Raw genomic sequence first — 14466 nt, 5'->3', positions numbered from 1 at the left:
GATGCGCTTTGCGAGCTCGACCTCCTGCTCGGCGTTGAGGAGGGCGACCTTGCCGATCTGCTTGAGATAGTCCTTGACCGGGTCGGCGGTGGCACCGGCGGTGACGACCTGCTGGACCGGGGCGTCGGCCGCGGCCGCGGCGGGGGCCGCGAGACCCGTCTTCCTGCTGGGGGGGGGCCTGGGCCTCCGCGCGGGGGGGGGGGTGCCCGGCGCCCCGCCGGGGGGGGCCGCGGGGGCGGGGACTCCGGCGAGGCGGAGGAGGAGGTCGCGGACCTCGGTCGCCTGGACGTGGTCCGTCGCCGCGGACGGGTCGGAGCACAGGAGCACCGGCCCCTCGTCCGGGGTCTCGGGCAGGCGGCCGTGGCTGCCGCGCAGCGGCGCCGGGTCCAGCGGGACGACCTCCATCATGTAGCGCATGCCGAGCTTCTTGCGCAGCAGCGCCTTGCCCGCGCGCAGCTTGACCCACCTGTCCTTGGGGTCCATGAACAGCTCGACGGGGTCGTAGCCGGGCTTCTTGTGGATCTCCACGAGCTTGGCGAAGTCCGGCGCCTTCTTGTCGTCGAGCCAGTAGTAGTAGGTGAACCACGCGCCGGGCTCGGCGACGAGCACGAGCTCGCCCGAGCGCGGGTGGTCCAGGCCCGCGGCCTTCTTGCCCTCCTCGTCGAGCACCTGCTCGACGCCGGGCAGCCCGGCCAGCAGGTCGCGGACGGCGGGGACGTCGTCGGGGTTCCTGACGTAGACGTGGGCGACCTGGTGGTCGGCGACGGCGAAGGCCTTGGACGTCCACGGGTCGAGGATCTCGCCGGTGGAGTTGGTGTGGACGTGGAGCAGCCCGGCGCGGCGCAGCGCCCGGTTGACGTCGACGGGCCGGTCGACGTCGGTGATCCCGTACTCGCTGAGCACGACGACGGTCACGCCCATCCGCTCGGCGTCGTCCAGGAGCGGGGCGAGCGCCTCGTCGACCTCCTTGGCCGCACGGACCGCCTCCGGCCCGGAGGAGCCGAAGCGCTGGAGGTCGTAGTCGAGGTGCGGGATGTAGGCGAGGGTGAGGTCGTGGTCCGGCATGACGCGGCGGGTGGCGCCGATGATCCACTTCGAGGACTCGATGTTGGCGCCCGGTCCCCAGAAGGTGAACAGCGGGAAGGGGCCGAGCTCGGCGACGAGCTGGTCGTGCAGGGACGGCGGCCAGGTCCAGCAGTCCGGCTCCTTGCGCCCGTCGGCGTGGTACTCCGGTCGCGGGGTGATCGTCGTGTCGACGTCGGCGCCCATCGCGTACCACCAGCACACGTTGGCGACCCGGTAGTCGGGGCGGTGACGGCGGATGGTCTCCCACACCCGCTCGCCCTCGACGAGGCCGCTGTGCTGGCGCCACAGGAGGATGTCGCCGAGGTCGCGGAAGAACCACCCGTTGGCGACGATGCCGTGCTCGCTGGGCGGCAGGCCGGTGAGGTAGGTGGACTGCGCGGTGCACGTGACCGCCGGGAGCACGGTGTCCAGCCGGGCGCGGTAGCCCTGCTGGGCCACCCGCCTGAGGCGGGGCATGTGCTCGAGGAGCCGCGGCGTCAGCGCGACGACGTTGAGTACGAGCAGCTTGTCGGTCATGCGTCCTCCAGTCCGAGCGCGTGGAGCTCAGCGCGCGCGTGGTCCAGCTCAGCGGCGATCCCGGCGACGAGCCCGTCGTCGTCGGTCGGCCGCTGGTCGGCGGGCAGCACCGACCACGTGTAGGTCTCCACCTCGAGGTGGTCTGTCAGGGGCCGCTCGCCGCCCACGAGGGCCCGCGCCGAGGCGCTGAGCTCCGTCGTTGTCGCGGCCAGCGGGGAGCGGGGGGCGGAGTGCAGCGGCAGGTGGAAGTGCACTCGCCACGGCGCCTGCGCCGGCAGCGGCGAGCCGCCCAGTGCGTCCGGGAGGTCGTCGCGGCCGACAACCCCTGCTGCGACGGGCTCACGCACCTGGTGGAGGAAGCGGTCCTCGACGAACTCGTCGAGCAGACCGTCCGCCACGGCGGCAGCCGGGTCGGCGACGTGGAGCGCGGCGGACAGCTGCGCCTTGACGACGGGCAGTCCTGCCCCGGTCAGCCGTCCCATCGCCTCGTCGGCGTCCTCGAAGGCGGTGGCGAGGTGGGCGGTGTCGACGCAGACGCCCAGGTACTCGGTGTCGATGCCCGCCAGCGCACGGACGGCGTCGGTCGTCGTCTCGACGACGCAGCCGGGCTCCGGCTCGAAACCGACCCGCACGGTGCGGCCCGTCTCCTCGCGCAGCCGGGCCAGGCCGGTCGCGAGCGCGTCGAGGTTGGCCCGGGCGGCCTGCGCCGCCTCGTCCGACCACGGCGTCCACCACGCGAGGGGCAGGGTGCTGATGCTCCCGCGGGCGGCGTCGGCAGGAAGCAGCCCGGCGAGGACGCGGGCGGCGGCCAGCGTGTAGTCCAGCCGCGCGCGCTCGGTCCAGTCCGGGCGGTAGACGCGGTGCTTGACCACGGGGTCGTGGAAGCCGCCGTAGGGGAAGGCGTTGAGGGTGACGACCTCCAGGCCCTGCTCGTCCAGGACGCGGCGCAGGTCGTCGAGCTCACCGGGCTCGGCGGCGAGACGGCCCGCGGCCGCGGCAGGGAGCCACAGCCCAAGGCCCAGGCGCTCGACGCCGAGCCGCTCACGCACCGGCCCGGCGAAGCGCCGCAGCTGCTCGTGGATGCCGGCGAGGTCCTCGGCGGGGTGGACGTTGCTGCAGTAGGCGAGGTGGACGACGGTGCCGTCGGGGTGACGCAGTCGCACGGCTCAGGCCTCGGCGGACGGGCGCTCACCGCGGAGGATGGAGTTGCCCTCGAAGGTGGCGGCCGTGGTGTCGGAGGTGTCGTAGCCGAGCATGAGGCGCCCGCTCTGCCCGAAGAACTCCACGGGGTTGCGCCACAGGACGCGGTCGACGTCGTCCTCGGTGAAGCCGGCGGCGAGCATGGCCTGCCCGGTCTTGTACGTCTTGAGCGGGTCGCTGCGGCCCCAGTCGGCGGCGGAGTTGACCAGCACCCGCTCCAGCCCGCGCTCCTGGAGGATCGCGACCATGCGGTGCTCGTCCATCTTCGTGTCGGGGTAGACGGAGAAGCCCATCCACGCCCCGGCGTCGTCGACGATGTCGACGGTCGTCTCGTTGAGGTGGTCGACGACGATCATCCCCGGCGCGATGCCCACCTGGGCGACGAGGTCGAGGGTGCGCTGGGTCCCCACGGCCTTGTCGCGGTGCGGGGTGTGGACCATGGCGGGCAGGCCGTGCTCCCCGGCCAGCTCGAGCTGGCGCACGAAGACCTCCTCCTCGGCCTGCGTCATCGAGTCGAAGCCGACCTCGCCCACGGCGACGACGCCGTCCTTGGCGAGGTAGCGGGGCAGGAGGTCGAGGATGCCGCGGCAGCGGGGGTCGTTCGCCTCCTTGGGGTTGAGCGCGATGGTCGCGTGGTGCGCGATGCCGAACTGCGAGGCGCGGAAGCGCTCCCAGCCCACGAGGCTGTCGAAGTAGTCGACGAAGGACTCCACGCTCGTGCGCGGCTGCCCGAGCCAGAAGGCCGGCTCGACCAGGGCCCGCACGCCGGCCGCGTGCATGGCCTCGTAGTCGTCCGTCGTGCGGGACGTCATGTGGATGTGCGGGTCGAAGATGCGCATGGCGGGGCTCCAGGTCGGGGGGTGGGTCAGGCGGACGGGCGCAGCACTGCCGCGACGTCGGGGAACTGGTCCAGGGCACCGGGCTCCTGGTCGAGGACGAGGTGGACGTCGTCGGGGACGCTGCGCCCGGCGGCGAGCCGCTCGTGGGCGTAGGCGGCCACCATGCGGGCAAGTTCGGGGTCGGTCCGCTCACCGAGACGGTCGACGGCGGTGAGCGGGACGCCGACGAAGAGGCACTTGAGCACGCCCTGGCGCCACGTGGCGTCGTCGAGGTGGGTGCCGGCCCAGGGGCCCATGGCGGCCGCGACGATCCGGATGTCGTTGGTGCGCAGCGCGTCCTCGACGACCGGCTGCGCCTCGGGGCCGAGGAGGTCCAGGGCGCGGAGCACGGCGCGCTTCTCGTCGCCGTCGCCGTAGCGGTACAGGTCGCTGACCTCGCGCAGCAGGCGGGCGTCGTTGTCGACCGCCTCGGCGAGGGCGGCGAGGAGGACGCCGCGCACGGCGTCGTCGAGGGTCGGGCCGTGGATGCCGCTCGGGTCGTCGAGGTCGAGGGGGCCGCGCGCGACCTCGCGGGCGGCGGCCGGGAACAGGCGGGCGGCGGCGGAGGGGTCGGCGGCGATCTCCGCCGTCATCTGCGACAGCCGGCTCGCGGCGGCGGGGAGAGGTCCGCGGCGATAGCGTCGCGCAGCTGCTGGGTGCGGCTCATGTCTGCTCCTGGGGACGGACGGGGTCAGGCCTGGGCGGCGTCGAGGGCGCTGCGCAGGACGGCGAGGGAGCGGGCCGCGACGGCCGGGGCGTCGTGGCTGTGCCGGGTGAGCTCGACGGACACGAGGCCGTCGTAGCCGATGTCGAGCAGGGCGCGCAAGGCGGCGGGGACGTCGACCTCGCCCTCGCCGAACTCGAGGTGCTCGTGGACCCCGCGGCGCATGTCCTCGATCTGGACGTGGGCGACGAGGTCCGCGTTCTCGCGGATGCAGTCGACCGGGCTGGCCTCCTCGTTGACGACGGCGTGGCCGACGTCGACGGTCGCGACGAGCGAGGCGGGGTCACCGAGCCGGGCGCGCAGCTCGCGCACCCCGGACAGGCGGTTGACGAACATCCCGGGCTCGGGCTCGAAGGCGAGGCGCACCCCGGCGCTCTCGGCGTGCTCGAGCACCGGCGCGAGACCGGAGACCAGCCGCTCCCAGGCGACGTCGTCGGAGGTTCCCGCGGGCAGCGCGCCCGACCACAGGTGGACGATGTCGGCACCGAGATCGGCGGCGACGTCGACGGCCACCCGGATGAGCCGCGCCCGCTGCTCGGCACCCTCCTCGGAGACGAAGGTGGGCTCGTGCTTGCGCCACGGGTCCAGCACGTACCGGGCCCCGGTCTCCACGGCGACCGCGAGGCCGTACCGCTCGAGCAGGGCCGCAGTCTTCGAGACCCGCGCGGCGAGGTCGGGAGCGAAGGGGTCCAGGTGCTGGTGGTCGAGGGTGAGGGCGACGCCCTCGTAGCCGAGCTCGGCCATGATCGCCAGCGCCTCGGGCAGGCGGTGGTCGGTGAAGCCGTTGGTGCCGTAGGACAGGCGTAGGCTCATGTCGGTGAGATTCCCTTCGCGGCGGCGCGGAGTGCGGGTCCGGCGGCCATGAGGCCGACGGCGGTCGCGACGGCGCCCCCACCCGCGACGAGCGCGGCCTGGAGGGGCACCATGCCCCGGATCCCGGTGCCGGTGGCCCGGCGGACGGTGACCGCGTCCGGGCTGGCGGCGGCGGCCGCCTGCGCCCGGCCCACGGTGAGGGCGTAGGTGCTCGCGAGCGCGGCCGACGCGAGCCTGCCGAGCGTCCCGGCCCGGCCCCGGCGCAGGCCGTCGGCGGCGACGGCAGCGGCGACCGCCGTCGTCGTCGCGAGGGCGCCGCGCGCGACGGCGGGGCTCGAGCCGTGGACCTCGCCGCGGCTGAGGACGGGGACGGCGCAGGTGTGGGCCCCGAGGGCGAGCGCGGCCGGGACCGCCCGGCGCGGGGCGGCCGAGCCGCCGAGCACGACGTCGAGGCTGCGGGCAGCGGCCATGACGACGGGTCCGAGCGGGGTGGGCTTGGCGAGCATGTCGTAGGCCCACACGGTCGCGGCGAGCGGGACGGCGACGGCGACGGCGCGGCGTCCGCCCAGGGCCGCCAGCCCGATCCCGGCAGCGGTGAGGCCACCGGCGACCCCGAGTGCCGTCGTCGGGCTCACCCGGCCCGAGGGGATGGGCCGCTCGGGCCGCTCGACGGCGTCGAGGTCCCGGTCGGCGTAGTCGTTGAGCGCCATGCCGGCCCAGTACAGGCAGACGGAGGACGCGGCCAGGCCGGCCGTGCGCCACCCCAGCGTGCCGGTGACGGCGGCGCCGGCGAGCGCGTCGCCCGGCACCGACAGCGCGGCAGGCAGCCGGACGAGCTCGGCGATGTCGCGTGCGCTGGTCACGCCGACGCGCCGAGGTTCTCGCACCACTGGGCGAGCGTGCGCCACTGCCCGGCGAGGGTGTGGTCGATGCCGCCGAGCGGGTCCTTGAAGAAGAAGGCGAGCGCGCCGACGACGCCGTTCTCCCCGCGCTCGTGGGCGCGGGCGGCGAGCCGAACGAGGTCGAGGACGAGAGGGGCGGCGAGTGCAGAGTCGCAGCCCTGCCAGGTGAACTGCATGGTCATCCGGGTGCCGAGGAAGCCCTCGAAGTGGATGTTGTCCCAGGCGGTCTTCCAGTCCCCGAGGTCCTCGACGTAGTCGATGTGCATGGGGCCGTCGACGTGGTAGCCGAGCATGGCGTCGAGGCCGGCACCCTTCGTCGTCGTCTTGCTCACCGCGGCGCGCGGGTCGGCCAGCGTCTGGCCGTCACCACCGCCGAGCATGTTGTAGGAGGCCCAGGAGCGGACCTTGAGCGCGCGGGTGCCGAACATCGGGGCGAGCGCCGACTTCACGAGCGTCTCACCTGTCTTCCCGTCGCGTCCGGCCCAGGGCAGCGCCTGCTCCTTGGCGAGCTCGGTGAGCGCGCCGAGCGTGGCGCCCGGGCTGGGGGTGAAGGAGACGAGCGGACACTCGGCGCGGAAGGCCGCGTACGCGTACAGGGAGCTCGTGGGCAGGGGGGCGTGGCCGGCGTCCAGGGCCTCCTCGAGCGCAGCGAGGCTGTCGAGCTCGGGCCGCTGGGCCGCCGGCGGCTCGGTGTTGGAGACGTCGACGACGACGACGCGGTCGAGGTCGTTGTCCTCACGGAAGGCGCGGATGTCCTGCTCGACGGCTTGCGCGGTCTCGCGCTGGGTGCCGAGCCGGGGGGCGAGGCGGACGCGGGAGTCGGCGGCGGCAAGCTCGTCGGCCAGGGCCGTGACGAGGGAGGGCGGGAAGACGCCGGAGTCCGCGAGCACCTGCGCGCGGTGCCCCAGTGGCGTCTCGAGGATGTCGTGACCGCCGGTGACGAGTCCCTCGAGGGGCGGCAGGCCGGCGACAGCGACCTCCGGCAGCTCGCTCACCAGGCCCGTGCGCGGGGCCAGCCCGGCCGCCATGGCCAGGGCGCCGATGGTGGCGGTTGTCGCGACCGAGCCGCGAGCACCGACGAACCACACCCCGACCCGCTGGTCGTGGACGGCATTAGGCTGGGTCATCACATCACCTCGTTGTATGTGCTTCGGCAACCGACTGTGGTTCCCGAACTCCGCAATGTTACGTAAGACAGTGTTGTCGATGCGAAACACGGCTTGACAAAAGACGTTAACACATCGTGCTCTTGTCCCAAGCCTACTCGTCGTTGCGGGGCTCGGCGGAGGCCCTGGCAAGCCCGTGCACGAGCCCGTGAGAGGAGACCGAGTGGACAGCACGCCGACGCGCGCCGGTGCCGCGCGCCCCGCCGAGGCGGAGATCAGCGCCGTGCTCAGCGGCCTGCTGGCCGAACTGCGGCCGGTCGCGGAGCGGCACGGGCCCCTCTACGGCCGGCTCTGGGAGGAGCTCGGCCGAGCCGCCGCCGGGGGCAAGCGGTTCCGCGGCCGGCTGGTCGTCGAGCTGCACGACGCCCTCGGGGGGACGCGGCGCGCGGCGGCAGCACAGGTGGGGGCCGCCTTTGAGCTCCTCCACGTGGGCTTCCTCGTCCACGACGACCTCATCGACCACGACACGATGCGCCGGGGCGAGCCCAACCTCGCCGCCCGGATGGCCGCCGCGGCGCGCACCGGTGGCGCCGACGACGGTGCCGCGCAGGAGCTCGCCGAGGGGGCTGCCGTGCTGGCGGGGGACCTCGCGATCTCCCTCGCCCACCGGCTAGTCGCCACGGTAGACGCCCCGCCGGACGTCCACGCCCGCCTCCAGCAGCTGCTGTGGGACACCGTGTTCGTCAGCGTCGCCGGGGAGCTCGGTGACGTGGCAGCGGCCCTCGGGCTGCAGGACGTCTCGCTGGCGGACGCGCTGCGCATCGCCGCAGAGAAGACGGCCCTGTACTCCTTCCAGGCCCCCCTGCGCGCCGGTGCGATCCTCGCGGGGGCGTCCCCGGCGCTGCGGGGCGAGGTGGAGGCGGTGGGGCTCGCGCTCGGCAAGGCCTTCCAGCTCGTCGACGACCTCCTCGGAGTCTTCGCGCCCGAGTCGGTGACGGGCAAGAGTGCGCTGTCCGACCTGCGCGAGGGCAAGGCGACGACCCTCGTCCTGCACGCCCGCACGCTGCCGGTGTGGTCGGCGATCGGGGCGGACGTCGGCCGGGCCGACCTCGACGAGGCGACCGCCGCCGTCATGCGCCGCGAGCTCGCGCTGTCCGAGGCGCCCGAGCGGGTGGCCCGCCAGGCTCGCGAGGAGCTGGCCGCCGTGGACCGTGTGCTGGACGGTTCGTCATTCCTCGCCCCGGCAGCCGGCGTCCTCGGCGCCGCCCGCGCCGTGGTCGCCCGCAGTCTCGAGGACGCCCTCACCCACGTCCGCGCCGCCGGCAGCTGACCTGCCCTACGTGCGCGGCCGGGGCGTCCCAGGGTGCGGCCGTGCCCCGGATGCGGTAATGGGTCCCCAACGGGCAACTGACCGAACCTGTACGTCCAGATGCTGACTTTTGGTTTGACGGTTGCGAAACTCGCACCTATCGTGAGCCGAGTCGTGATCTGAAGCACGTTGGTGCAGTGACGTGGCCGCGCATTACGAGGTGCGTGCGACTCGTCATCACCAGCCGGGCCGACGGGCAGTTTGGCGGACCTCCCGCCAGTCATCGGGACCGGTAGGGCCTTTGCCGTGAGCGACGGCGGGTCTCCGCGTGCGCGACTCAAGGAGGAATCGTGGTCAGACGATCTGCGGGACGCCACTGGGCGGCCCGAGGTGCGAGCGCGCTGCTTGCCAGCGCGCTGGTGCTGCCCCTCGCGATGAGCGGGGCGCAGGCACAAACCGAGCCGCCGGAAGCGGAGCCAGCCCCGGTCGAGGACCCGGCGCTGGACTGGAACAACTACGAGAAGGTCCTGCTCACCAAGAACACGGGCGAGCCGATCGACCTCGCCGTGCTGCCGGACTCGCGGGTTCTCCACACCGCGCGCAACGGCGTGGTCCGCCTGACGGACCCGACGACGGGTGCGACGTCGCAGGTCGCGCAGCTGGACGTGTACGCGAACTCGGAGGACGGCCTCCAGGGAGTCGCGCTGGACCCTGACTTCGAGGAGAACAGCTGGGTCTACCTCGTCTACGCCCCCCGCGTCATGTCCGGGACGTCGCCCACGGGCGTCGACTACCCCGAGACGACGCCGGCCGGGAACGCCCCCAACAGCCTGCCCGAGGGTGCGGACCCCGAGACCTACTGGAACCAGTGGCTCGGCTACAACCAGCTCTCCCGCTTCAAGTGGGACGCCGAGGCAAACATGCTCGACCTCGAGTCCGAGCAGGAGATCATCAAGGTCGACGCGCAGCGCGGCCAGTGCTGCCACGTCGGTGCGGACATCGCCTTTGACGAAGACGGCAACCTCTACCTGTCGACGGGTGACAACACCCCCGCCGGCACGCCGGGCGCCAACGGCTACGCGCCGATCAACAACGCCCCCGGGATGAACCCGGGCTTCGACGCGCGCCGCGGTGCCGGTAACACCAACGACCTGCGCGGCTCCATCCTCCGCATCAACGTCAACGACGAGATCGAGGAGGGTGCCGAGCCCGGCCCGGACAGCACCTACACGATCCCCGAGGGCAACCTCTTCGACACGGACGAGGTCGACCCCGACCTGGTCCGTGAGGAGATCTACGTCATGGGCGTGCGGAACCCGTTCCGCATCGACTACGACATCGAGTCCGGCGCCCTGGTGTGGGGCGACTACGGCCCCGACGCCGGCGCGGCCCAGGCCGACCGTGGCCCCATGGGTTACGTCGAGTGGCAGCTGACCACCGAGCCGATGAACGGCGGCTGGCCCTACTGCCACGGTCCCAACGACGGTGGCGCCTACGACGAGTGGGACTACGCCAACAACGCCCCGGGCGAGAACGGCTTCTTCGACTGCGACGCCGGCCCGACGAACCGCTCGACCTGGAACACCGGCCTCGAGCAGCTCCCCCCGGTCACCGAGCCGCAGGTCTACTACGGCGACAACCCCGGCGACCAGCCCGAGCTGCTCGACCCGCTCACCGAGCTCGGCGGCGGTGGACAGGCCCCCATGGGTGGCCCGATCTACCGCTACGACGAGAGCCTCGAGTCGGACACGAAGTTCCCGGAGTACTGGGACGGCAAGCCCTTCATGGCTGAGTTCTCCCAGGACTACGTCGTGTCGTTCACGATGGACGAGCTCTCCTCGGAGGGCGAGGTCACCGAGGTCACCGACTTCCTGCCGAACCTCCACCTCGAGACGGTGAACCAGCCCATCTGGGACAACGTCATGGACTTCGAGTTCGGTCCGGACGGCGCGATGTACGTACTCGAGTACGGGGACGGCTTCTTCCGCCAGAACCCCGACGCGGGCCTGTACGTCGTCAACTACGTCGGCGAGGGCAACAAGACCCCCCAGGCCTCCTTCACGGCCACGCCGGCGTCCAGCAGCGACGCTCCGCTCGAGGTCGTCTTCGACGCCTCGGCGTCCCGTGACCCGGAGGGTGAGGAGCTCGCCTACGAGTGGGACCTCGACGGCGACGGTCAGTACGACGACGCGACGGGCGTGAATCCGACGTACACCTACGACGAGCGGGGCGTGTACAACGCGGCACTGCGCGCCGTCGACCCGGAGGGCAAGGCTGGCCTTGCCATCCGCCAGATCAGCGTCGGCAACACCGCTCCGGAGATCACCCTCAGCGTCGACAACGGCGCGATCTTCAACTGGGGCGACGCCGTCCCGGTCTCCGTGTCGGTCACCGACGCGGAGGACGGCGAGGAGTTCGTCTGCAACAACGTGCGGTGGACCTTCGGTCTCGGGCACAACGAGCACGCCCACCCGGAGCAGTCCGGACGGGGCTGCGAGTTCACCCTCCAGACCAGCGAGGACGCCGTCGAGCACGGTGAGGGAGAGAAGATCTACGGCACCCTCGTCGTCACCTACGCCGACCAGGCGCAGGAGGACGTCCCGTCCATCACCGGCGAGGCCACGCTCATCCTCAAGCCCGAGGTGCAGCAGGCCGAGTGGTACGACGCCGCTGAGGGCGTCACCGTCGTCGACGACGCCGAGGCCGACGCCGGCTCCTACGTCGAGCTCGGCGACGGCTCCATCACCTTCCGCCCGATCGCACTGACCCACGCACCGACCGGTGACGTCATCGACACCGTCACCGCCCGCGGCGCGGGCGAGGGCACCGTCTCCCTGAGCTGGGGTGACGCTACGGAGCCGTTCGCGAGCTTCGAGTTCACCGGCGACGCGCCTGCCGAGAAGAACCTCACGGCGCAGTCCACCATCAACCAGTGGTTCGCCGACCCGGTCGGTGGCCCGCTCATCCGCGAGATCATCCCGGCCGACGCCGCCAGCCAGATCGGTGACGTCCGTCTCGAGGACCTCGTCGAGCTGTCGGAGGGCGCGTTCTCGGCCCATGCACTGGCCGAGCTCGTCGAGGCCTACAACAACGCCCCGGCAGCCCCCGGTGAGGGTGGCTGGCAGAGCGTGGAGACCCGCCTCACGGACATTCCCGAGGGCGCGGGCGAGGTCGTCGTCACGAGCACCGGTGACGTGGACCTCGACTACCTGGCCTTCACGGCCTCGGGCGAGGAGCCCCCGGTCGAGAACATCCGCATCCCGGCGGAGAAGGTCTCGATCGGCATGTTCTCCCTCATCCCGTGGGTCCGTGAGGCAGGTCTGCCGACCGTGCTCGAGCGGCTGGCGGAGATCGGCTTCCAGAACGTCGAGCCCTTCGGCAGCAACTTCAACGGCTACACCGCCGAGGAGTTCCGCGCGATGGTCGACGAGATCGGTCTCAAGGTCCCGTCCTCGCACTACAACGTCGCCGAGGACACCTTCGACGCGACGCTCGACTACGTCGAGACGCTGGGTCAGCGGTACGTCGGCTCGGGTGGCTTCGCGGCCCCCGGGATCAACGAGACGGACACCGCCTCCGGCTACGAGAACACGCTGGCGACGGCAGCCACCATGAACCGGCTCGGTGAGCGGTCCGTGGAGGCTGGGCTCGGCAAGTTCTTCGGCCACAACCACGACCGTGAGTTCACGACCGTGTACGAGCACGAGGGTGAGGAGCTCTCCGCGTGGGAGATCCTCGTCCGCGAGACGAACCCGGAGTTCGTCACCTTCCAGCTCGACGTGGCCTGGGCCGCGCACGCTGGTGTGGACGTCCCTGCTCTCATCGAGGAGTACGGCGACCGCATCGAGCTGCTCCACGTCAAGGACGCCGTCAACGTGGCTGGCGAGGGTCGTCCGACCTTCACCAACCTCGGCGAGGGTGAGGTCCCGCTGCAGGAGATCCTGCGCGCGGCCGAGGAGCACGCGGACATCGCGCTCTACGTCCTCGAGTACGACCAGGCTCCCCTCGGTGAGACCTTCGCCGAGACCGGCTTCTCCTACCTCACCGGCGAGGAGCTTGCTCCGATCCGGGTGGAGACTGAGGACGTGTCGATCGGCATGTTCTCCCTCATCCCGTGGGTGAACACCGACGGCCTGCCGTCGGTGCTCGCCCGCCTGGCGGAGATCGGCTTCGAGAACGTCGAGCCCTTCGGCAGTAACTTCAACGGGTACACCGCCGAGCAGTTCCGCGCGATGGTCGACCTCATCGGACTGAAGGTGCCGTCCTCGCACTACAACGTGGCGGAGGGCACCTTCGGGCAGACCCTGGAGTACATCTCGACCCTGGGCCAGGAGTACGCCGGTTCCGGCGGCTTCCCCCAGCCCGGGATCTCCTCCTACGGCAAGGTTCTCCAGACCGCCGATGCGATGAACAAGCTCGGTCGACTCTCGGTCGAGGCGGGCGTCGGCAAGCTCTTCGGTCACAACCACGCGACCGAGTTCACCACCGTGTACGAGCACGGCGGTGAGGAGATGTCGGCGTGGGAGATCCTCGTCGACCTGACCGACCCCCAGTACGTCACCTTCCAGCTCGACGTGGCCTGGGCCACGCACGCTGGTGTCGACGTCCCGGCTCTCATCGAGGAGCACGGGGACCGCATCGAGCTGCTCCACGTCAAGGACGCGACCGGGCTGGGTGGGGCGACCAACCCGACCTTCACCAACCTCGGTGACGGTGACGTCCCGCTCCAGGGCATCCTGCGCGCCGCCCGCGACCACGCGGACATCGCGCTGTACGTCCTCGAGTACGACGTCGCGCCGCAGGGTGAGAACTTCGCCGAGACCGGCTTCGAGTACCTCACCGGCCAGGCGGCCGGCGAGGAGGGCTCGCGCCCGGTCGAGGTGACGCCCGCCGCGGTGACCTTCACCGACGAGTACGGCACCGCTGACGACACCCTCACGGTGCCGAGCACCACCGGCGTCGTCTACCTCGTCGACGGCGAGATCGTGGAGCCCGGGACCTACCCGGGCACCGGCACGGTCACCGTTACGGCGCAGGCCGCGGAGGGCTTCGTGCTCACCGGGGACGCCGAGTGGACCCACACCTTCTCGACGGCGGGCGCCCCGGCTCCCGACCGCCGGACGGCGGAGTTCCACCTGTCCAACACCTGGCGTGGCACCACCGACGTCCACTTCATGTACGGCCGCTGGGCCGACGAGGTGCTCATCGGTGACTGGAACGGCGACGGCAAGGACACCATCGCGGTCCGCAAGGGCAACGAGTTCCACGTCTCCAACAGCCAGCGCGGCGGGAACCCGGACTCCGTGTTCACCTACGGTCGCCCCGGCGACGTCATCCTCGTCGGTGACTGGGACGGCGACGGCAAGGACACCTTCGCCGTCCGCCGCGGCGCGGAGTACCACGTCAAGAACACCCTCCGGGGTGGCCCTGCCGACGTGAGCTTCACCTACGGTCGTGCGGACGACCAGGTGCTCGTCGGTGACTGGGACGGCAACGGCAACGACACCCTCGCGATCCGTCGCGGTGCGACCTACTACGTGAAGAACTCGGTCATCGGCGGCGACGCCGACGTGGTCTTCACCTACGGCCGCCCCTCGGACGTCACCCTCGCGGGTGACTGGGACGGCGACGGCGTCGACACCTTCGCCATCCAGCGGGGCCGCACGTACCACGTGACCAACTCCCTGCGTGGCGGGGACGCGGACCGCGTGCTGACCTTCGGCCGCCTCGGCGACGAGGTGTACGTCGGTGACTGGAACGGCGACGGGACCGACACGCTCGGCATCCGCCGTCCGGTCGGCGGCGCCGCCAGCGCGAAGGGCTTCAGCTCCGTCAGCAAGGGCTGACCCGCACCACCCGCTCGAAACAGGGGCCCCCAGCCAGTCGGCTGGGGGCCCCTGCGCGTTGACGACGGCTTGACACCGCCCATACG

At 72.0% G+C, this 14466-nt stretch carries 8 protein-coding genes and 2 pseudogenes; 2 read left to right on the top strand and 8 right to left on the bottom strand.

The genetic code is table 11. The features are described from left to right. The 8 genes and pseudogenes from ACWPXV_RS09055 to ACWPXV_RS09020 all read right to left on the bottom strand — a co-directional run. Positions 1–72 (bottom strand): annotated as a pseudogene (locus ACWPXV_RS09055) (sigma-70 factor domain-containing protein); the annotation flags it as partial. Between the two features lie 168 nt (positions 73–240). Continuing rightward, positions 241–1602, bottom strand: a pseudogene (locus ACWPXV_RS09050) (alkaline phosphatase family protein); the annotation flags it as partial. Next, complete coding sequence (eboE, locus tag ACWPXV_RS09045) at positions 1599–2765, bottom strand: metabolite traffic protein EboE (protein WP_454084932.1); 1167 nt, start codon at positions 2763–2765, stop codon at positions 1599–1601. The pseudogene ACWPXV_RS09050 and the gene eboE, both read right to left, overlap by 4 nt. Positions 2766–2768: 3 nt before the next feature. Beyond that, positions 2769–3641, bottom strand: a complete 873-nt coding sequence (locus ACWPXV_RS09040) for a TatD family hydrolase (RefSeq protein WP_454084931.1) — start codon at positions 3639–3641, stop codon at positions 2769–2771. A gap of 26 nt (positions 3642–3667) precedes the next feature. Further along, positions 3668–4273: an EboA domain-containing protein gene (locus tag ACWPXV_RS09035; protein ID WP_454084930.1), complete on the bottom strand. Its 606-nt coding sequence runs from the start codon at positions 4271–4273 to the stop codon at positions 3668–3670. Positions 4274–4371: 98 nt separating this feature from the next. Continuing rightward, positions 4372–5217, bottom strand: coding sequence for a sugar phosphate isomerase/epimerase family protein (locus ACWPXV_RS09030; RefSeq protein WP_454084929.1), 846 nt, complete (start codon positions 5215–5217; stop codon positions 4372–4374). Continuing rightward, on the bottom strand, positions 5214–6080 hold the full coding sequence (locus tag ACWPXV_RS09025; protein ID WP_454084928.1) for an SCO3242 family prenyltransferase: 867 nt from the start codon (positions 6078–6080) through the stop codon (positions 5214–5216). The genes ACWPXV_RS09030 and ACWPXV_RS09025 overlap by 4 nt, the downstream gene beginning before the upstream one ends. Then, positions 6077–7246 (bottom strand): inositol-3-phosphate synthase, encoded by a 1170-nt coding sequence (locus tag ACWPXV_RS09020; RefSeq protein ID WP_454084927.1) that lies wholly within the window; start codon positions 7244–7246, stop codon positions 6077–6079. Before ACWPXV_RS09020 ends, ACWPXV_RS09025 begins: the two co-directional genes overlap by 4 nt. Before the next feature lie 202 nt (positions 7247–7448). On the opposite strand from ACWPXV_RS09020, the gene ACWPXV_RS09015 reads away from it, so the two are divergent. Together ACWPXV_RS09015 and ACWPXV_RS09010 are read left to right on the top strand one after the other, a co-directional pair. Continuing rightward, positions 7449–8555: a polyprenyl synthetase family protein gene (locus ACWPXV_RS09015; RefSeq protein ID WP_454084926.1), complete on the top strand. Its 1107-nt coding sequence runs from the start codon at positions 7449–7451 to the stop codon at positions 8553–8555. Positions 8556–8884: 329 nt separating this feature from the next. Then, the gene (locus ACWPXV_RS09010; protein WP_454084925.1) at positions 8885–14380 is read left to right on the top strand and encodes a TIM barrel protein; all 5496 of its coding nucleotides are present in this window, start codon (positions 8885–8887) and stop codon (positions 14378–14380) included. Positions 14381–14466 lie beyond the last annotated feature (86 nt).

Source organism: Georgenia sp. Marseille-Q6866, from assembly GCF_965111665.1.
Note: the sequence above shows the minus strand (reverse complement) of the source record. Positions and strands in the feature narration are given on the sequence as shown.

Bases quoted from the DNA above. Each gene is read 5' to 3' on its own strand.
- ACWPXV_RS09030 (WP_454084929.1), bottom strand. From the start codon at position 5,217: ATGAGCCTACGCCTGTCCTACGGCACCAACGGCTTCACCGACCACCGC.
- ACWPXV_RS09035 (WP_454084930.1), bottom strand. From the start codon at position 4,273: ATGACGGCGGAGATCGCCGCCGACCCCTCCGCCGCCGCCCGCCTGTTC.
- ACWPXV_RS09040 (WP_454084931.1), bottom strand. From the start codon at position 3,641: ATGCGCATCTTCGACCCGCACATCCACATGACGTCCCGCACGACGGAC.
- ACWPXV_RS09020 (WP_454084927.1), bottom strand. From the start codon at position 7,246: ATGACCCAGCCTAATGCCGTCCACGACCAGCGGGTCGGGGTGTGGTTC.